16 protein-coding genes are annotated in these 17,800 nt (G+C 72.0%); 11 read left to right on the top strand and 5 right to left on the bottom strand.

The genetic code is table 11. The features are described 5' to 3' along the window. From CP970_RS33490 to CP970_RS33475, 4 genes are all read left to right on the top strand, one after another. Window positions 1-852 (top strand): carbohydrate ABC transporter permease, encoded by an 852-nt coding sequence (locus CP970_RS33490; RefSeq protein WP_055551637.1) that lies wholly within the window; start codon window positions 1-3, stop codon window positions 850-852. Further along, entirely contained in the window at window positions 849-1,838 is a 990-nt protein-coding gene (locus CP970_RS33485) for a zinc-dependent alcohol dehydrogenase family protein (RefSeq protein ID WP_055551635.1), read from the top strand. Before CP970_RS33490 ends, CP970_RS33485 begins: the two co-directional genes overlap by 4 nt. 41 nt (window positions 1,839-1,879) lie before the next feature. Continuing rightward, window positions 1,880-2,101, top strand: coding sequence for a hypothetical protein (locus tag CP970_RS33480; RefSeq protein ID WP_055551632.1), 222 nt, complete (start codon window positions 1,880-1,882; stop codon window positions 2,099-2,101). An 89-nt stretch (window positions 2,102-2,190) separates the two neighbouring features. Continuing rightward, a complete protein-coding gene (locus CP970_RS33475; protein WP_191095093.1) occupies window positions 2,191-3,423 on the top strand; it encodes a TerD family protein in 1,233 nt (410 codons plus the stop codon). Between the two features lie 88 nt (window positions 3,424-3,511). Here CP970_RS33475 and CP970_RS33470 read toward each other — a convergent pair whose 3' ends face one another. From CP970_RS33470 to CP970_RS33460, 3 genes are all read right to left on the bottom strand, one after another. Then, window positions 3,512-3,739 carry a CarD family transcriptional regulator gene (locus CP970_RS33470; protein ID WP_055549867.1) on the bottom strand — a complete coding sequence of 76 codons (228 nt, stop codon included), beginning with the start codon at window positions 3,737-3,739 and terminating at the stop codon, window positions 3,512-3,514. A 179-nt stretch (window positions 3,740-3,918) separates the two neighbouring features. Then, window positions 3,919-4,938 (bottom strand): 1-aminocyclopropane-1-carboxylate deaminase, encoded by a 1,020-nt coding sequence (locus tag CP970_RS33465; RefSeq protein ID WP_055549865.1) that lies wholly within the window; start codon window positions 4,936-4,938, stop codon window positions 3,919-3,921. A gap of 77 nt (window positions 4,939-5,015) precedes the next feature. After that, window positions 5,016-6,602, bottom strand: coding sequence for a TROVE domain-containing protein (locus tag CP970_RS33460; RefSeq protein ID WP_055549864.1), 1,587 nt, complete (start codon window positions 6,600-6,602; stop codon window positions 5,016-5,018). Between the two features lie 99 nt (window positions 6,603-6,701). Between CP970_RS33460 and CP970_RS33455 the strand changes: the two genes are divergently transcribed. Together CP970_RS33455 and CP970_RS45585 are read left to right on the top strand one after the other, a co-directional pair. Beyond that, window positions 6,702-6,989 (top strand): hypothetical protein, encoded by a 288-nt coding sequence (locus CP970_RS33455; RefSeq protein WP_150494348.1) that lies wholly within the window; start codon window positions 6,702-6,704, stop codon window positions 6,987-6,989. Between the two features lie 243 nt (window positions 6,990-7,232). Continuing rightward, entirely contained in the window at window positions 7,233-9,644 is a 2,412-nt protein-coding gene (locus CP970_RS45585) for a protein kinase domain-containing protein (protein ID WP_263406804.1), read from the top strand. Between the two features lie 21 nt (window positions 9,645-9,665). Here CP970_RS45585 and CP970_RS33445 read toward each other — a convergent pair whose 3' ends face one another. Then, window positions 9,666-11,132, bottom strand: coding sequence for an alkaline phosphatase PhoX (locus CP970_RS33445; RefSeq protein ID WP_055543598.1), 1,467 nt, complete (start codon window positions 11,130-11,132; stop codon window positions 9,666-9,668). 114 nt (window positions 11,133-11,246) lie between these two features. Between CP970_RS33445 and CP970_RS33440 the strand changes: the two genes are divergently transcribed. From CP970_RS33440 to CP970_RS33425, 4 genes are all read left to right on the top strand, one after another. After that, window positions 11,247-12,029, top strand: a complete 783-nt coding sequence (locus CP970_RS33440) for an SDR family NAD(P)-dependent oxidoreductase (RefSeq protein WP_055543597.1) — start codon at window positions 11,247-11,249, stop codon at window positions 12,027-12,029. 233 nt (window positions 12,030-12,262) lie between these two features. Beyond that, window positions 12,263-12,460, top strand: coding sequence for a hypothetical protein (locus CP970_RS33435; protein WP_055543596.1), 198 nt, complete (start codon window positions 12,263-12,265; stop codon window positions 12,458-12,460). 66 nt (window positions 12,461-12,526) lie between these two features. Next, window positions 12,527-13,690, top strand: coding sequence for a S1 family peptidase (locus CP970_RS33430; RefSeq protein WP_224058866.1), 1,164 nt, complete (start codon window positions 12,527-12,529; stop codon window positions 13,688-13,690). Window positions 13,691-13,716: 26 nt separating this feature from the next. Continuing rightward, window positions 13,717-14,166: a hypothetical protein gene (locus CP970_RS33425; protein WP_055543595.1), complete on the top strand. Its 450-nt coding sequence runs from the start codon at window positions 13,717-13,719 to the stop codon at window positions 14,164-14,166. A 101-nt stretch (window positions 14,167-14,267) separates the two neighbouring features. On the opposite strand, the gene CP970_RS33420 is transcribed toward CP970_RS33425, so the two are convergent. Continuing rightward, complete coding sequence (locus CP970_RS33420) at window positions 14,268-15,722, bottom strand: hypothetical protein (RefSeq protein WP_055543594.1); 1,455 nt, start codon at window positions 15,720-15,722, stop codon at window positions 14,268-14,270. A 232-nt stretch (window positions 15,723-15,954) separates the two neighbouring features. On the opposite strand from CP970_RS33420, the gene CP970_RS33415 reads away from it, so the two are divergent. Beyond that, window positions 15,955-17,793, top strand: coding sequence for an endonuclease/exonuclease/phosphatase family protein (locus tag CP970_RS33415; protein WP_055543593.1), 1,839 nt, complete (start codon window positions 15,955-15,957; stop codon window positions 17,791-17,793). Window positions 17,794-17,800 lie beyond the last annotated feature (7 nt).

Raw genomic sequence — 17,800 nt, 5'->3', positions numbered from 1 at the left:
TTGAAGTCCCCCGCGAAGTCCCCCTCGAAGTCCCCCGTGAAGGGGCGGGCGCTCGGTCTGGTGGCCTGGCTCGCCGGGATCCTGTTCTTCCTGCCCATCGCGTGGATGGCCCTGACGTCCTTCCACTCGGAGCAGGACGCCGCCACCAACCCGCCCTCGCTCGCCGCCTCGCTCACCCTGGACGGCTACCGCGACTTCTTCGGGGCGGGCGGCGGCGCGAGCCCCTGGCCCTCGCTGATCAACTCGGCGGTGGCGTCGGTCGTCTCGACGCTGTTCGTGCTCGTGCTCGCGCTGCCCGCCTCGTACGCCCTGTCCATCAGGCCCGTGAAGAAGTGGACGGACGTCCTCTTCTTCTTCCTCTCGACGAAGATGCTGCCGGTCGTGGCGGGCCTGCTGCCCCTCTACCTCTTCGCCAAGAACACCGGCCTGCTCGACAACATCTGGCTGCTCGTCATCCTCTACACCTCGATGAACCTGCCGATCGCGGTGTGGATGATGCAGTCGTTCCTCTCCGAGGTGCCCAAGGCGATCATCGAGGCCGCGCAGATCGACGGGGCGCGCCTGCCGACCATCCTCGCGCGCGTGGTGGCCCCCATCGCGCTGCCCGGGATCGCCGCGACCTCGCTGATCTGCTTCATCTTCAGCTGGAACGAACTGCTCTTCGCCCGGGTGCTCAGCGGCGTCGTCGCCCAGACCGCACCCGTCTTCCTGACCGGCTTCATCACCAGCCAGGGCCTGTTCCTGGCGAAGGTGTGCGCCGCGTCGCTCGTGATCTCCCTGCCGGTGCTCGCCGCGGGGTTCGCCGCCCAGGACAAGCTGGTCCAGGGCCTGTCGTTGGGAGCTGTGAAATGAAGGCCGCGATCGTCGAGTCGGTGGGCAAAGTCGTCGTCGGCGAGGTGCCCGACCCCACGCCAGGACCCCGCGATGTCGTCGTGGAGGTCGCCGCGTGCGGCCTGTGCGGCACCGATCTGCACATCCGCCAGGGCGAGTTCGCCCCGACCCTCCCCGTGGTGCCGGGGCACGAGTTCGCGGGCACCGTCGCCGCGCTCGGCCGTGACGTGCGCGATCTCGCGATCGGCGACCGCGTCGCCGTGGACCCGTCCCTGCACTGTCACGAGTGTCGGTACTGTCGGGCCGGGCGCGGCAACCTCTGCGAGCGGTGGGCCGCGATCGGGGTGACCACCGCGGGCGGCGCCGCCCAGTACGCCCTGGCGCCCGCCGCCAACTGCGTCCGGCTGCCCGATCACGTACGCACCCAGGACGCGGCCCTCATCGAACCGCTCTCCTGCGCGGTGCGCGGCTACGACGTCCTCCAGGCCAGGCTCGGCGCACACGTCCTGATCTACGGCTCGGGCACGATGGGCCTGATGATGCTGGAACTGGCCAAGCGGACCGGCGCCGCCTCCGTCGACGTGGTCGACCTCAACCCCGAGCGGCTCGCCACGGCGAAGCACCTCGGCGTCTCCGCCTCCGCGGCCGGGCCCGACGAACTCGACAGGCCCGAGGGCTGGGACGTGGTGATCGACGCGACGGGCAACGCCGCGGCGATCCAGGACGGTCTCGGCCGGGTCGCCAAGGCGGGCACGTTCCTGCAGTTCGGCGTCTCGGACTACGCGACGCGGGTCAGCATCGACCCGTACCGCATCTACAACCAGGAGATCACCATCACCGGCTCGATGGCGGTACTGCACAGCTACGAGCGGGCCGCCGAGCTGTTCGCGGGAGGGGTGCTCGACCCGGACGTCTTCATCAGCGACCGGCTGCCGCTCGACTCCTACCCGCAGGCGCTCGACCGGTTCGCCTCCGGGGCGGGGCGGAAGATCGTCGTGGTGCCGTAATCCGGTACCGCTCGCCATGGCCGGGACGTACGCTCCCGGCCATGCCGAGACCTCATGGATTCACCTACGAACAGCGCTCCGACGGAAGCGTCGTCATCACCCACGGCGCCCGTGCCGCGGGGACCCTGCGCGGGGCGCGCGCCGAGCAGTTCATCGCCGAGGCCGAGGGCGGCGACGCACAGCTGGTGATGGCCCGCTGGACGGGCAACTACAAGCGCGGCAACGAACGCTCGGCACGGTCGCACGCCCGCAACCGGGGCTGAGGAAATCCCGCCGCGAGCAGCCGAGAAAATCCCGCCGCGGGTAAGGGAACGGCAAAGCGGGGTCGCTCGTTACTCCCGGCATGACAGCTATGACCCCCGGCTCGAACATCCCGCTGACCGCCGCCCGCGTGGCGGTGGACGTCGCCGCCCCCGTGCGGCTCGACGTATCGGGCCTGCTGCTCACCGCCGACGGCAAGGTGCGCTCCGACGACGACTTCATCTTCTTCAACCAGCCCTCGGGCCCCGGTGTGACCTACCAGTCCGGCGGCGGCACGACCCCCGACAAGGTCACCGTGGACACGGCCGCCGTGCCGCCCGGCATCGAGAAGATCGTCGTGACCGCGAGCCCGGACGCGGCGGGCCAGACCTTCCAGGGCGTCGAGCCCACGGCCACCATTCGCAACGCGGACGACGGCTCGGTGCTCGCCACCTTCACCCCGCCGCAGCTCGGCGCCGAGACGGCCCTGGTGATCGTCGAGATCTACCTGCGCAACGGCGCGTGGAAGGCCCGCGCCGTCGGCCAGGGGTACTCCAACGGCCTCGCCGGGATCGCCACGGACTTCGGCGTCTCGGTGGAGGAGCCCGCCCCGGCCGCTCCCGCCGCCGCTCCCGCCGCTCCGGCGCCCCCGATGGCACCCCCGGTGGGCCAGCCCGTGCAGGGCCCCCCGCCGCCCGTCGCGGACCCGCGCCTGGCCGCCCCGCCCGCGCCCGCCGCGCCGCCCGCCGCCCCCGCGCCCGGCGCCGGAAAGATCAACCTGGACAAGGGCCGGGTCAGCCTCCAGAAGAACCAGACGGTGTCCCTGGTCAAGGGCGGCCGCCCGCTGCTCTCGCAGGTCAAGATGGGCCTCGGCTGGGAGCCCGCGTTCCGCGGCAAGGACATCGACCTGGACGCCTCCGTCATCGCGTACGGCCCGAACCGCAACCACATCGACAGCTGCTACTTCGGCAAGCTCTCGATCGTGAACGGCGCGATCAAGCACTCCGGCGACAACCTCACGGGCGAGGGCGGCGGTGACGACGAGGTGATCGTCGTCGACCTCGGCCGGATCCCCCAGGAGGTCACGGGCCTGGTCTTCACGGTGAACTCGTTCTCGGGACAGAAGTTCACCGAGGTCGCCAAGGCGTACTGCCGTCTGATCGACGCGGCGACCGGCGAGGAGCTGGTCCGCTTCGACCTGACCAACGCAGAGGCGCAGACCGGCGTGATGATGGCGAAGCTGATCAAGCAGTTCACCGGCGAGTGGGAGATGACCGCGATGGGACAGTTCGTGAAGTCCCGCACGGTGCGCGGCATGGTGAAGCCCTCGGCGCAGGCGCTGTAAAGGTCCTGGAGCGACACATGAGGGGCGGCGGACCGCATGCGCGGTCCGCCGCCCTCATGTGTGTCAGGTCACAGGCACAGGGTCGGACTCAGAGCTTGGCCAGCTTCGGGTAGGGGCTCAGGAAACGTCCCTGGCGTCCGGCGAAGTCGATGACCACCGCGTCCTCTCCCTCGACGCCGACGATCCTCCCGAGTCCGTACTGGTCGTGGGAGACCCGGTCGCCCACGGCGAACTGCTCTACGGGTGGTGCGGGCGGAGCGGGCACGTTGAAGGGACTGTTCGGCAGGTGGCGGCGCGAGCCGGGGGGCCTCGTCATGTTCGCAGTATGCGCCCCCGGAGACCCGGCGCACCATGCTTCGAGCTCACACCGCCCTCACATCGGTATGGAACAGACACACAAAACGCAGCCGCAGCACACTGCCCGCCGGCCCCGGACACGACCCGAACGGGCTACATGGATAACGCTCCGCGCTTCGCCGCTCACGCTCCGTACGTTCAGAACAGCGAGCTGTAGGCGTTGAGGGCGGGCTGCCCGCCGAGATGGGCGTAGAGCACGGTCGCATCGCGCGGGATCTCACCCCTGGCCACCAGGTCGACGAGGCCCGCCATCGACTTCCCCTCGTAGACCGGATCGGTCACCATGCCCTCCGTCCGCGCGGCCAGGCGCATCGCGTCGAGGGTCGCCTCGTCGGGGAGGCCGTAGGTGCCCGCGTGATAGCGCTCGTCCAGCTCGACGTCCGCCGCCACGTCCCGGGACACGCCGATGAGGTCCGCCGTGGAGCGGGCGATCCTGGTGATCTGCTCGCGGGTGCGGTCCGGCTCGGCGGAGGCGTCGATGCCGAGGATCCGCCGCGGCCTGTTCCCCTCCTCGGCGAGCGCGGCGCAGCCCGCGACCATGCCTGCCTGCGTGGATCCGGTGACCGAGCAGACCACGACGGTGTCGAAGAAGACCCCCAGGTCCCTTTCCTGCTCGACGAGTTCGTACGCCCACTGCGCGAAGCCGAGGCCGCCGAGCCGGTGTTCGGAGCAGCCCGCCGGTATCGCGTACGGCCTGCCGCCCGCCTCCTCGACCTCGCGCACCGCCCGCTCCCAGCTCTCCTTGACGCCGATGCCGAACCCGGCCCGCACCAGGCGCACGTCGGCGCCCGCGAGCCTGCTGAGCTGGATGTTGCCGACCTTGTCGTAGCCGGAGTCGGGCCAGTCGACCCAGCTCTCCTGGATCAGCACGCACTTGAGCCCGGCGCGGGCCGCCACCGCGGCGACCTGGCGGGTGTGGTTGGACTGGACGCCGCCGATCGACACGAGCGTGTCGCAGCCCTGCGCGAGGGCGTCGGCGACCAGGTACTCCAGCTTCCTGGTCTTGTTCCCGCCGTACGCGATGCCGGAGTTGCAGTCCTCCCGCTTGGCCCAGAGCGTGGCGCCGCCGAGGTGGTGGGTGAGCCGCTCCAGGGGGTGCACGGGCGAGGGCCCGAAGAGGAGCGGATAGCGCTGGTAGGTGTCGAGGGGTGCGGACACGGGAGCCTCCCGGAGTCGGGGATCGTGACGTTAGATCCCCGGCTCCGGGAGGGACAAGAGCACCCGAGGGCCCTGCCTCAGGCCGCGTCCCGCCACGGCCAGTCGGCATCGCGCCCCGCCTCGAGCAGCTGCACCATGCGGAACGCCGCGTCCGAAAGGCCGCCGAAGACATGGCGGTTGCCCGTGCCGGACGCGCCGTGGCCCGCGCGGTGACCCGCCAGGTTCCAGGTGTAGACGGGCACGTCCTTCGGCACCTGCTCGGTCGGGTCGCCGTGGTGGTTGTACGCCGCCTGCTCGTCGGTGACGATCAGGACCCGGTCGTGCTTCTTGTAGAAGCGGCGCACCGTCGCGGTGGTGTCGGTGCCGCCGAGGTCGCCGAAGCGGCCGAGGACCTTCAGGACGGACTCCCCCGCGCGGTACTTCACCCGGTCGCTGGTGGTGCCGAACTGGACCAGGTCCGCGTTGGCCGCCCGCAGTGCGACGGCCGTGCCGAAGACCGCCGCCGCGTCGGCCCGGTTGAGCTGCGAGCGGTTCGAGAGCGGCGCCCACATCGAGCCCGAGCGGTCGACCAGGATCAGCGTGCGCCCCGGCAGCGAAGGGACGTTCGTCAGCGAGTGGCCGAGCGCCCGCTCCAGCGGGTACGACCAGCGCAGCGACGGCGCGTGCCGGTACGCGGCGAGGTAGCGGAAGGGGAACTGCCGCGACCGCGCGACGGCTTCGGGGTCCGCGAGCCGCTCCGCGACACTCGCGGCGACCTCGTCCGAGACGCCCGCCTCGTCGAAGTTGCGCAGGTTGCGGACCAGCGCCATGGCGCCCATCGACGGGATCACGGCTTCCCAGGCCGCCTTGTCCATCGGCCCTTGCAGCCAGCCCGCGAGGGCCTCCCAGGTGATGCCCGCGGCGGCGAGCCGCTCGGCGCCACCGGGCCCGGTGACCACCGCGCGCCGCGCGTCGACGGGCAGCGCCATCAGCTCCCGGTGCGCGGCGAGCACGCGCGCGCCCTCGGGCGGCACGGCCGTCTCCGGGTGGTGGCGCCGGTCCAGGGCGTACCGGAAGAGGGGGCCCTGCCACGGCTTGTCCGGGTCGGGGGCCGCGTGCACCAGGTTGAGGATGTCGCCGAAGCGGTAGCCCTTGGACGCGGTGTCGTACTTCAGGAGCGACTTCTCGCCGTAGAGGCGGCGCACCGCGTCGGCGACGCCGCGCTTGACGGGCTTGGGGATGTTCCGGCCGTACGTCGACGTCCAGTAGCCGAGGAACTCGCCGGGCTCGTCGGGGCGGCGCAGTACGGAGGCGACGACCTGACGGCCCGTGGGCCCTGCCGTGGCGTGCGCGTCGAGGCGTGCCTTGACGTACTCGGCGGCGCCGACGAGGGAGGCCGTGCGCATGTTGCCGTCGCCGCGCAGCCAGCCGAGCAGGCCCGCGGTCCACGCCGGGTCCTGGACGGCGAGGCGGCGCACGAGCGTGACGAAGCGGTCATCGCGGCGGTCACCGGTCTCGTAAAAGGTCTGCTGGGACACGAAGTTGGCGACCGCGAGCAGGAAGAGTTCGGAGCGCGCCTCGCGCAGATGTCCGGTGCCGCCCTCATACGTGTGCGTGGTGCGGCCCGTCGACTTCACGGGAGAGGCGATGAGCGCCTTGACGGACTTGGTGTTGAAGCGTGCCATGAGAATTCCCCCGAATTCATCGTGATTTACGTTGCGGGGGGGGCATCATGCGGCAGGAGTGGGCCCGAGTTCAGAGATCGGCGACGGAATTCATATCGGATGCTCTACCGGATTGAGCTACATCGACCCGAAGTCGATGACGGGATTCGAACCCGCAACCATCTGAGCAAGAGAAGTATCCGCGGCCTGCGCACCGGGCACACACCAGCCGCTGAGCCTCCCGAGATCAAGGCTGGTGGCGGCGTGATCCAGGAAAAGGAAGCAGTCGCGGCCGACGCACCGGGAGGTGCGGGGAAGAACATGAAGTTATGGGTGTCCAGAGTTCATTTCGGCGGAACCGACGATGGTGCTCAACCCCTGAGCTACACCGGCCTGAAATGCCGGTGACGGGACTCGAACCCGCCTCCTCCCCATGATGAGTGGAAGTAGGTCCTGCCTGCGCACCTGGACGTTCCTCACTTTAGGAGAGTGAACTGGCGGGGCGCCAAAGGTTTTTCGCGGCCTTCGGCCTCCCGGTGATTTCCCGGCGGACGCAACCGTACGATGCCTCACGGGCGTCGCACAGTGCGTCGGGTCGTCTGTCATGTCGTCTGTCGCGCGAGGGGCCAGGTGCCCCTGGAAGGAGGGCCCGTGGAGGTCGGCGGGTACCGGATCGTCTCGCTGCTGGGCGAGGGCGGCATGGGCCGCGTCCACCTGGCGCGGTCCGCGTCGGGACGGCCGGTCGCCGTCAAGACGGTCCATGGGCACCTCGCCGCCGACCCGGAGTTCCGCGAGCGCTTCCGCCGCGAGGCGCTCGCCGTGCGGGCCGTCACGGGGCCGTACACCGCCGCCGTGCTCGATGCCGACCCGGACGCGGAACAGCCGTGGCTCGCCATCGAATTCTGCGCCGGGCCCGGCCTGCCGAAGGCGGTGGCCGCGCACGGGCCGCTCGGCCCAGCCGAACTCGCCACGCTGGGCGCCGCGCTCGCCGAGGCCCTCGGGGCGGTGCACGCGGCGGGCCTCGTGCACCGTGACGTGAAGCCGTCCAACATCGTCGTCACGCGCGACGGACCCAAGATCATCGACTTCGGCATCGCCAAGAGCGCGGCCGACGCGAGCCTCACCGCCGAGAGCGAGGCGATCGGCTCCCCCGGCTTCATCTCCCCCGAGCAGCTGGCCAGGGGCGTGCGGCCGGGGCCCGCCGCCGACGTGTTCGCGCTCGGCGCGGTCCTCGCGGTCGCGGCGACGGGGCGCGGCCCGTTCGGCACGGGCGGCGCGCCCGAGGTCCTCCACCGCACGCTGCACGACGAGCCCGACCTCCTCGGCGTCCCCGGCCCCGACTGGGTCGCCTTCCTCGGCCGCTGCCTCGCCAGGGACCCCGCGGACCGGCCCACGGTCCCCGAGGTCCTCGCCTGGTGCGGTGAGCGCGCGCCGGACGAGCCGTGGTGGGAGCAGGAGCCGGTGGCGGGGCTGATCCGGCGCCGCGAGGACGCGGTCGCGGAGCTGCTCGGGGAGGGTGCGGAGCCGCCTGGCGGGGCCGGGGACGGGGACGGGGACGGCGCACCGTCGGGGCCGGTGGAGCCGTCGGCGCCGGTGGAGCCGGTGGGGGCGCTAGGACCGTCGGCGCCGGTGGGTCCGGTAGGACCCGTAGGACCCGTAGGACCGCCGACGGCGACGGCGCCGGTGCGGACCGGCGAGCCCACGGATGCCGCGGGAACCGCGGAATCCACCGCACCCGCCGCCCCGCGCGACGAGCCCCCGCCTCCGCCCCGCTCCTCCCGGCGCCGCCTCCTCGCCTGGGGCGGCGCGGCCCTCGCGGCCGTGGGGACCACGACGGCCGGTGTCCTGTTCCGCGGGGACGGCGAGGACGGCGGGGCCGGTGCCGACAAGCGCCGGGCGCCGCGGCCGCCCGTCGGTGAGGTGATCTGGAGCCGTGACATCGGTGAAGTCGCGTACGGCGGAGCCCTGTTGCGCGGCGGCGACGACCTGTACGTGCTAGACGACGCCGGGCTCACCCGCCTGGACGCGGCGACCAACACGGTGCGCTGGACCTACCCGCAGGAGAACCTGCGGAGCGTGCGGACGAACGGCGACCTGGTCTATGTGCTGCGGGACAGCCTGATCGAGCCGGAGCTGATCGTCCTGCGCGCGGCGGGCGGCCGCACGGCGTGGACGTCGGGCGTCCTGCTCCGCAACCGGCACCGGCCGCCACGCCCCCTGGACGCCCCCAGCAGCGAGCTGGAGGGCAGCCACGGCCTGTTCACCGTGGCGGACGGCGTCGCCTGCCTGGTCACGTACGTGCCGTACGGCACCCGGTGGGAGCGGCGCGGCACCTGGGACAGGCCCTGGCGGGCGTACGGATTCGACTCGCGTACGGGGGACGAGCTCTGGTTCCACGAGGGGCGCGCGGCGGGCGTTCTCGGCGTGGACGACGCGGGCGGGCGGATAGCCGTGGCGGCCGCGGCGCAGGATCCCGGCAAGCCGGGCACCGACGGGTACGCGCACGGGGACCCGCTGGTCGTCCTCAAGGCGTCCGACGGCACGGTGGACCGGGAGGTCGAGAACGGGGCCCGCCGTCCCCAGGTCCATCCCGGTGCCGAGGGGATCGGCTACTTCGCCACGGACGACCGGATCGAGGCGGTCGACCTGGGCGACCGCCGTACGGTGTGGGACCGGCCCGTGGAGTCCGGCACGACGGTCACGCCGCGCGCCACGGACGGTCTGGTGATCGCCGCGGGGCCCGGCGGCGTCGAGGCCCTTGACGCGGATACGGGCCGCAAGCGCTGGTCGCGGCCGGGATACGAGTGGATCGAGGACGGCGTGCCGCTGGTCTCCGACGGGCTCGTCCTGGTGTCGGGACCGGAGCCGGGCGGCGCGGCCGACGGGGGCGCGTGGGGGGTCCACGCGCTGCGGGCCCGTACGGGGGAGGTGGCCTGGGCGGCCCCGGTACCCGCCGCGTCCCGCATGACCCTGGCAGCGGCACACGACGGCCTCCTCCACATCTGCGCGGACCGCACCCTGCACACGATCCGCGCCCCCCGGAAGACAGCGGTCAGGTCGTGAACGCGGTCGGCCGGCGCCGCGTCAGCGCCGCTGCCGCTTCCACGGCCCCGTGATCGCCAGCATGATGCCGGGCGTCTGGATGTTGGCGTAGAGCGTCCGGCCGTCGGGCGAGAACGTGACGCCGGTGAACTCGCTGTACTCCGGCTTCTCCGGGGTCCCAGCGTTGAGTTCGTTGCGCGCGATCGGATACGTGCGGCCACTCTCCGTCGCGCCGAACAGGTGCTGGATCCCCTCCCCGTCCTCCGCGATGACCAGGCCGCCGTACGGCGAGACGGTGATGTTGTCGGGCCCGTCGAAGGCGCCGTCCTTGCCGGGGTCCGGGTTGACGCCGAGCAGCACCTTCAGCGTCAGCGTGCGGCGGCCCGGGTGGTAGAACCACACCTGCCCGTCGTGCGGGACGGGGCTCTCGGAGCGGGCGAAGGAAGAGACGATGTAGACGCCGCCGTCGCCCCACCACATGCCTTCGAGCTTGCGTGCCCTGGTGATGTCGCCGTCGTCGAACTGCTCGCGCACCGGCACCGTGCGGGCGTCGCGGTCCGGCACCTCCGCCCAGTCCACGCCGTACACCGTGCCGGTCTTCGTGGCGCGGGACAGGTCGTCGACGAAGCGGCCGCCGGAGTCGTAGCACTTGGCGGCCTTCAGGACGCCCGCGTCGTCGGCGAGGGTGCGCAGCCTGCCGCGGCCGTGTTCGAAGCCGTGCGGCGGGGTCCAGCGGTAGAGGAGGCCGTTCGGCTTCGACGCGTCCTCGGTGAGGTAGAGGTGGCCGCGCCGGGGATCGACGACGACGGCCTCGTGGGCGTAGCGGCCGAGCGCCTTGACGGGCTTGGGGGCGCGGTTGGCACGGCCGTCGACCGGGTCGACCTCGAAGACGTAGCCGTGGTCCTTGGTCATGCCGTTCTGACCGGCCTTGTCCTCGGTCTCCTCGCAGGTGAGCCAGGTGCCCCAAGGAGTGCTGCCGCCCGCGCAGTTGGTGGCGGTGCCCGCGATGCCGACCCATTCGGCGACGTGCCCGTCGCGGCGGACCTCGACGACGGTGCAGCCGCCGGACGCCGCCGGGTCGTAGACGAGCCCCTCGGTGAGCGGGACGGGGTTCTGCCACTTGCTCCGGGGGCCGCTCAGCTCGTGGTTGTTGACGAGGAGCGTGGTGCCGCGCGGGCCGCGGAAGGCGGCGGTGCCGTCGTGGTTGGACGGCGTGAACTCGCCGCTCTCCAGCCTGGTCTTCCCGCTGTGCGTGATGACGCGGTACGAGAATCCGGCGGGCAGCGCGAGGAGCCCGTCCGGGTCGGGCAGGAGCGGGCCGTAGCCGGGGCCGTGGTGTCCGTGGCCGCGCGCCGCGTCACCGTGCCCTTCGGCTCCGTCGAGTTCCTCGGTCTCCGTGGCGGCGAGGGCGCCGGGCGCGGTGGCGAGCGCGCCGACGCTGCCCGCCAGGGCGACGCCCGCGCCGGTGACCGCGGAGCGTCTGGCGAAGTCCCTGCGGGTGAGCGACATGATTACTCCTGAGGACGCGAGGACGGGGAGGTGGCCGGGCTGCTGTCGGCGCCACGGTCCCGCTCGCGTATAAACGGCGGTTGAACACCGTTCGACGTCGAGGGGCCTCATTCCATGAACCTGCCCGTGAACCTGCCAGCCACCGGCCGCCGTGTCCTCGTCAGCGGGGCGTCCCGGGGTCTCGGCCGCGCGCTCGCCCGCGCCTTCGCGGAGAACGGCGACCGCGTCGCCGTGCACTACGGCTCGCGCGAGGACGAGGCGCGGGCGACGCTCGACTCGCTGGCGGGCGAGGGGCACGTCCTGGTGGGCGGCGACCTGTCGGACCCGGCGGGCGCGGCGGACGTCGCGGGCCGTGCGGCCGAGGGGCTCGGCGGCGGCATCGACGTCCTGGTGAACAACGCCGCCGTGAACCTGCCGCATCCGCTCGCCGACACGTCGTACGAGGACTGGGCGGCGCTGTGGCAACAGCACGTCTCGGTCAACCTCCTCGCCACGGCGAACCTCAGCCACCTCGCGGCCCGCCGCATGATCGACCAGGGGACGGGCGGCCGGATCGTGAACATCGGCTCGCGCGGCGCCTTCCGCGGCGAGCCCGACCACCCGGCGTACGGCGCGACGAAGGCGGCGGTGCACGCGCTCGGCCAGTCGCTCGCCGTGTCGCTCGCGCCGTACGGGATCGCGGTGGCGTCGGTGGCGCCCGGGTTCTTCGGGACGGAGCGCGTCGCGCACCGCCTCAGCGGGGCCGAGGGCGAGGCGATCCGCGCGCAGAGCCCGTTCGGGCGCGCGGGCACGGCGGAGGAGATCGCGGCGGCGGTGCTGTGGCTGGCGTCGCCGGTCGCCGAGTGGGCGTCGGGGACGGTCCTCGACCTCAACGGGGCTTCGCATCTTCGTACCTGAAAGTTCGTACCTGAAAGAACGTCCCGCCGCGGCCGCGACCTCGGCCGCGGCGGGACTTCGTAAACAAGGTCAACAGGCGTGGATCACCCGCAAAGCGAAGAATCAACGCAGAACACCTTGACCCGCGATGCCCGCCGCAATAGACATCACCACGTGGAGCGCCGCACCACCCGCACGGGGAGGCGAGCCGAGTGGACGCACATCAGGCACGCAGCCTCCATGAGAGCCGGCTGATGAGGCTGGCCAATGTCACCGGCGTCGGCACCGGGAGGGACGAGCACTCGGGTCAGGACGTGATCGTCGTCTTTGTCACCCACCGAGTGCCCCGCGACCGGCTCCGTGACGAAGACGTGGTTCCGGAAGTGCTCGAAGGTGTCCCCGTACGCGTACTCGCCATCGGCGAGGTCGACGCGCAGCACGGCGAGGCGTAGCGAGAGCGACGCACGGGCACCGTCCGGAACTCCCACCCTTCACAGAGGAAGAGGTGGTCTGGCGTGGTGAGCCAGCCCGAACTGATGCGAGGACCCACCGGCGGTCAAGTCAGCGACAGCTCGCGCCAGCAGGCGATGTCCGACTTCCTGCGGCCGCAGCAGCCGCTCGCGAACGTGGTCGGCTTCGGCCACGGCGTGAAGTGGACCGACGGAGAGCCCACCGGCGAACCCGCCGTCCTGGTGTTCGTCACCCAGAAGGTCCCGGAGTCCATGCTTCCGGAGCGGGACGTCATCCCGCGCCAGATGGACGACGGCACCCCGACCGACATCATCGCGGTCGGCCACATCGCGGCACAGCGCGGCCAGAGCAGGCCGGGCGGCCGCCGCGCCGAGGACCGCTCCTCGGTGACGTACGGCCCCGACGGCAGCGTCAGCGAACAGCTCGCGGGCCTCGGCCAGCCGCAGCTTGAAGAGCTCATCGGACGCGGCGCGTTCGAACCGCAGCTGCTCAAGCGCCGGATGCGCCCGTGCCCCTCGGGCTTCTCGGTCGGCAACGTCCGGGTGACCGCGGGCACGCTCGGCAGCGTCGTCTACGACTTCCTGCCCGGCGCCTCCGTCGACCCGCCGGGCTCCGGCCTCGGCGTACCGGCGAAGTTCTACATCCTCTCCAACAACCACGTGCTCGCCGACTCCAACCGGGCGCAGCTCGGCAGCGCGATCGTGCAGCCCGGCGTCTTCGACGGCGGCACCGACCCGGCGGACCGCATCGCGACCCTGGACCGGTTCATCACCATCCAGTTCGCCCCGCAGATCCCGCTGGAGCGGCACAACAACGTGGTGGACGCGGCGCTCGGCGCGGTCGACTTCCAGGACGCGACGCGCGAGCAGTACTTCAGCGGTGCGCCGCGCGCCTGGCGCCGCAAGGCCAACGTGGCCGTCGGCGACCTGGTCAAGAAGACCGGCAGGACGACGAACATCAGCTTCGGCCGGATCATGGCGGTCGACGCGACGATCGACGTCAACTACGGCACGGCGGGCACCGCCCGCTTCAAGGACCAGATCCTGACGACGAACATCTCGGCGGGCGGCGACTCCGGTTCGCTGGTCGCCTCGCAGGACGACGTCGCGGTGGGCCTGCTCTTCGCCGGGTCCTCGACCGTGACCGTGCTCAACCACATCGAGAACGTCCGCGCGCTGCTGCGCGTGGAGATCGCCGAGCTGCTGGCCTGACGGTCAGGACGGAAGGAGGGTTTTCCATGACCACTCAGGCACGTAAGCAGAAGGGCCAGACGCGGACGGAGCACCGCTTCCACAATCCGCAGGGCGCCGAGGTCAAGACGCGCGACGAGGCGTTCGCCTCGCAGGTCGCCGACGTGTCGGCCGAGGCCCTGTCGACGGACTGCAAGCTCACGCTCCACGCCGGGGCCGTCACCTTCGCCATCGAGGTGAAGTACAACCCCAACACCTATCCGCACGTGGTGACCGGCGGCCAGATCACCTCCGGCATCTGCGGCGCCCCGTGGGACATCACGGGCGGCACGATCGGCGAGACGATCCGCCTGGACGCGAAGCGGGCCGGGCAGGGCAGTTGCGCGAACACGATCACGATCGTGGGCGAGTACCAGAATCCGCCGGCGTACCGGGGGACGTACGGGTTCGACGGCGCGACGTCGTCGTTCAAGCACACGACTCGCTACGAGTGCTGAGGTAGCGGACCTGGTGGGTAGGCAGTACTCCTTCCTACCCGCCAGGTTGCTGTCTATCGCCCTGCGGGCTCGTCCTCAAACGCCGGACGGGCTGAACATGGCTAGATGTTCCTCGCCTTGAACGCCGCCTTGCGGGCCTCCTTCGCCACCTTCTTGTCGGGGTGGAGGCGGCCCATCGCGTCGAGGACGTCCGCCGTGGCGGGGTGCTCCACCCGCCACGCCGTGGCGAAGAAGCCGCTGTGCTGCTCGGCGAGGCCCTCGACCAGGCCCTGCAGCTCGTCCGAGTTGCCCTCGGCGGCCAGCTGCGCGGCGAGCGTGTCGATGGTCAGCCAGAAGACGAGCTCCTCCGAGGGCGCGGGCACGTCCGCCGCGCCGTGCTCGGCGAGCCACACCCGGGCGAGGCCCCCGAGCTCGGGGTCGTCGAGCACCTCGCGAAGCGCGGGCTCGGCCTCGTCGCCGACGAGCGAGAGCGCCTGCTGGCAGCGCAGCCGCCGCAGCGGCGCGCCCTCGTCGCCGCCGCGCGCCGCGGTCAGCAACTCCCGTGCGGCGCCCAGCGGTTCGTGCCGGGCGAGCCACTGCTCGATCTCCGCCTGCGCGGCGTGCTGCGGGAATCCGGAGGTGCCGTCGAGCAGCGCGTCGGCGCCCTTGTCCGCGAGGTCGCCGACGGCGGGCGCGTCGACGCCCGCCTCCAGCATGCGGGCGCGGATGCCGTAGAGGCCGAGCGGGGTGAGCCGGACCATGCCGTAGCGGCTGACGTCCTCGTCTTCGACGGGGGCGGGCTCGTCGGCGGCCTCGTCGATCTCGGCCATCAGGGCCTCGTCGACCGGCTGGTACTCGACGAGACCGAGCGGCTCGAAGAGCCGGAACTGGTCGTCGAGCTTCATCATCGCGTCCGACACCTGCTCCAGGATGTCGTCGGTGGGCTCGCCCATGTCGTCCGGGACGATCATCGAGGCGGCGAGCGCGGGCAGCGGCACCGGGCCCTCGCCGCCCGCGGCGTCGCCGACGGTCAGCAGGTAGAGGTTGCCGAGCACGCCGTCCAGGAAGTCGGCCTCGGCCTGCGGGTCCCAGCCGAGCTCGCCGAAGTCGACCTCGCCGCTCTCCTCGAGGACGTCGAGGAGGTCCTCCATGTCGGGCACGGTGGCGTCCGCGTACACGGTGTCGAGGGCGCCGAGCCAGATGCCCAGGACGTCCTGGGGGCCGCCCGCGACGAGCAGGGCGAGCTCCTCGCCCGCGGTGACGGTGCCCTCGGCGCCCTCCTCCTCGGCGTCCGTGACCTCGATCAGGCCCGTGTCGACGGCGACGCGCCAGGCCTCGCTCGTGTACGCGGCGGCGTCCGCGTCGTCGATGCCCTCCGCTTCGAGGCCGAGCTCGGCGGCGGCCGCCGGGAGCTGCGCGTCGACGAGCTCGCCGCCCGCGCCGACCCGGGTCTCGGGTCCCGCCCAGCGGGCGAGCCGCACGGCGCGGGAGAGCAGCGGTGTGGCGAGCGCGGCCCGCGCGAGCTCCGCTTCGGAGTGCAGCAGCACCGGCGGCAGGGTGGCGGGGCTTACGGACATCTGCTGGTTCTCCTCCGGGGGTGCGGTGCGCCGTAGGTAGGTCTCGGCAAGGCGCAAGCCTAGACGGATTTGGCCGGGTGCCGCCCGGTTCATGTCCCTGTCAGACGGCGTACAGGGAATGAGCACCCGGACAACCTTGACAACTCCCCTGGCCACGCAAGAGATTGACGCGCGTAGAGCGCCGCTCGGGCGCCCGCCGTCCTCTCCGCCTTCCCTCACCCGGAGTTCCCTGATGCCCCACATACCGAGATCAGCCGCCGTCGGCGCCGTCGTCGCCACCGCGCTCGCCGCCGGTCTGCTCGTGACCACCTCGTCCGCCGCGTCGGCCGACACCGTCGCCATCCACGACATCCAGGGCACGACGCGTGTCTCGCCGCTCGCCGGACAGCAGGTCACGGACGTCGCGGGCATCGTGACGGGGGTCCGCGGCTACGGCTCCAAGGGCTTCTGGATCCAGTCCGCCGACGGCGACGCCGACCAGGATCCGGCCACCAGCGAGGGCGTCTTCGTCTTCACCGGCTCGGCACCGCTCACCGTCGAGGCGGGCGACGCGGTCCTGGTCTCCGGCACGGTCGCGGAGTACGTCCCCGGGGGCGCGGCCTCCGGCAACCAGTCGCTCACCCAGATCACCAAGCCGACGGTGACCGTCAGGACGTCCGGCAACGCGCTGCCCGCGCCGGTCAGGATCGACGCGAAGTCGGTGCCCGCCGCGTACGCGCCCGCCGGTGATCCCGCGCGGGACAACAGCGTCAACGGTCTGCCGCTGCGGCCCCGCTCGTACGCCCTGGACCTCTACGAGTCCCTGGAGGGCATGAACGTCCGCGTGGGCACCTCGCGCGTGGTCGGCGCGACCGACGCGTACAACGAGCTCTGGGTGACGGTGAAGAAGCACGAGAACCCGAACCGGCGCGGCGGCACCGTCTACGGCTCCTACCGCGCGCAGAACGGCGGACGGCTGCAGATCCAGCAGCTCGCGCCCGTCTCCCAGCAGCCCTTCCCGAAGGCGAACGTCGGTGACGTGCTGAACGGCCGCACCGAAGGCCCCCTGGACTTCAACCAGTTCGGCGGCTACACGCTGGTCGCCCGTCAGCTCGGCGAGGTCGCGGACAAGGGCCTCGCGCGCGAGAGGACGAAGCGCCAGGCCAAGGGTGAGCTCGCCGTGGCCACGTACAACGTGGAGAACCTCGACCCGAGCGACCCGCAGCAGAAGTTCGACGCGCTCGCGGGCGCCGTCGTCGCCAACCTCGCCTCGCCCGACATCGTGGCCCTGGAGGAGATCCAGGACGACACGGGCGCGAAGAACGACGGCACCGTCTCCGCGGCGGCGACCCTGAAGAAGTTCACGGACGCGATCGTCGCGGCGGGCGGCCCGCGCTACGCGTGGCGCTCCGTCGACCCGGAGAACAACAAGGACGGCGGCGAGCCCGGCGGCAACATCCGCCAGGTCTTCCTCTACAACCCCGAGCGGGTCTCGTTCACCGAGCGGGCGCCCGGCGACGCGACCACCCCCACCGGTGTCGTACGCGAAGGGGGCCGGGCCGCGCTGACCCACTCCCCCGGCCGGATCGCGCCCGGCGACGCGGCGTGGGCGGACAGCCGCAAGCCGCTGGCGGGCGAGTTCGTCTTCCGCGGCCGTACGGTCTTCGTGATCGCCAACCACTTCGGTTCCAAGGGCGGCGACGAAGGTCTCACCTCGCACCACCAGCCGCCGGTGCGCTCGTCGGAGACCAAGCGGCTGCGGCAGGCGCAGGTCGTCAACGGCTTCGTGAAGGACCTGCGCAAGGTCAAGGGCGACGCCGACGTCGTGGTGCTCGGCGACATCAACGACTTCGAGTTCTCGGCGACCGCCAAGGCCCTTCAGGACGGCGGGGCGCTGCGCTCGGCCGTCGAGTCGCTGCCCAGGAGCGAGCGTTACTCCTACGTCTACCAGGGCAACTCCCAGGTCCTCGACCAGATCCTGACCAGCCCGGGCGTGGGACGCGACTTCGCCTACGACAGCGTGCACATCAACGCGGAGTTCGCGGACCAGAACAGCGATCACGACCCGCAGGTGCTGCGCTTCCGCCCGTAGCCACCCG

This window comes from Streptomyces kanamyceticus (genome assembly GCF_008704495.1).
Classification (GTDB): Bacteria; Actinomycetota; Actinomycetes; order Streptomycetales; family Streptomycetaceae; genus Streptomyces; species Streptomyces kanamyceticus.
This window is presented reverse-complemented; position numbering and strand designations above follow the sequence as displayed.

What these genes read in the sequence shown, in the direction of transcription:
- CP970_RS33485 (WP_055551635.1), top strand. Translation starts at nt 849, where the DNA reads ATGAAGGCCGCGATCGTCGAGTCGGTGGGCAAAGTCGTCGTCGGCGAG.
- CP970_RS33480 (WP_055551632.1), top strand. Translation starts at nt 1,880, where the DNA reads ATGCCGAGACCTCATGGATTCACCTACGAACAGCGCTCCGACGGAAGC.
- CP970_RS33475 (WP_191095093.1), top strand. Translation starts at nt 2,191, where the DNA reads ATGACCCCCGGCTCGAACATCCCGCTGACCGCCGCCCGCGTGGCGGTG.
- CP970_RS33470 (WP_055549867.1), bottom strand. Translation starts at nt 3,739, where the DNA reads ATGACGAGGCCCCCCGGCTCGCGCCGCCACCTGCCGAACAGTCCCTTC.
- CP970_RS33460 (WP_055549864.1), bottom strand. Translation starts at nt 6,602, where the DNA reads ATGGCACGCTTCAACACCAAGTCCGTCAAGGCGCTCATCGCCTCTCCC.
- CP970_RS33455 (WP_150494348.1), top strand. Translation starts at nt 6,702, where the DNA reads ATGCTCTACCGGATTGAGCTACATCGACCCGAAGTCGATGACGGGATT.
- CP970_RS33445 (WP_055543598.1), bottom strand. Translation starts at nt 11,132, where the DNA reads ATGTCGCTCACCCGCAGGGACTTCGCCAGACGCTCCGCGGTCACCGGC.
- CP970_RS33440 (WP_055543597.1), top strand. Translation starts at nt 11,247, where the DNA reads ATGAACCTGCCCGTGAACCTGCCAGCCACCGGCCGCCGTGTCCTCGTC.
- CP970_RS33435 (WP_055543596.1), top strand. Translation starts at nt 12,263, where the DNA reads ATGAGGCTGGCCAATGTCACCGGCGTCGGCACCGGGAGGGACGAGCAC.
- CP970_RS33425 (WP_055543595.1), top strand. Translation starts at nt 13,717, where the DNA reads ATGACCACTCAGGCACGTAAGCAGAAGGGCCAGACGCGGACGGAGCAC.
- CP970_RS33420 (WP_055543594.1), bottom strand. Translation starts at nt 15,722, where the DNA reads ATGTCCGTAAGCCCCGCCACCCTGCCGCCGGTGCTGCTGCACTCCGAA.
- CP970_RS33415 (WP_055543593.1), top strand. Translation starts at nt 15,955, where the DNA reads ATGCCCCACATACCGAGATCAGCCGCCGTCGGCGCCGTCGTCGCCACC.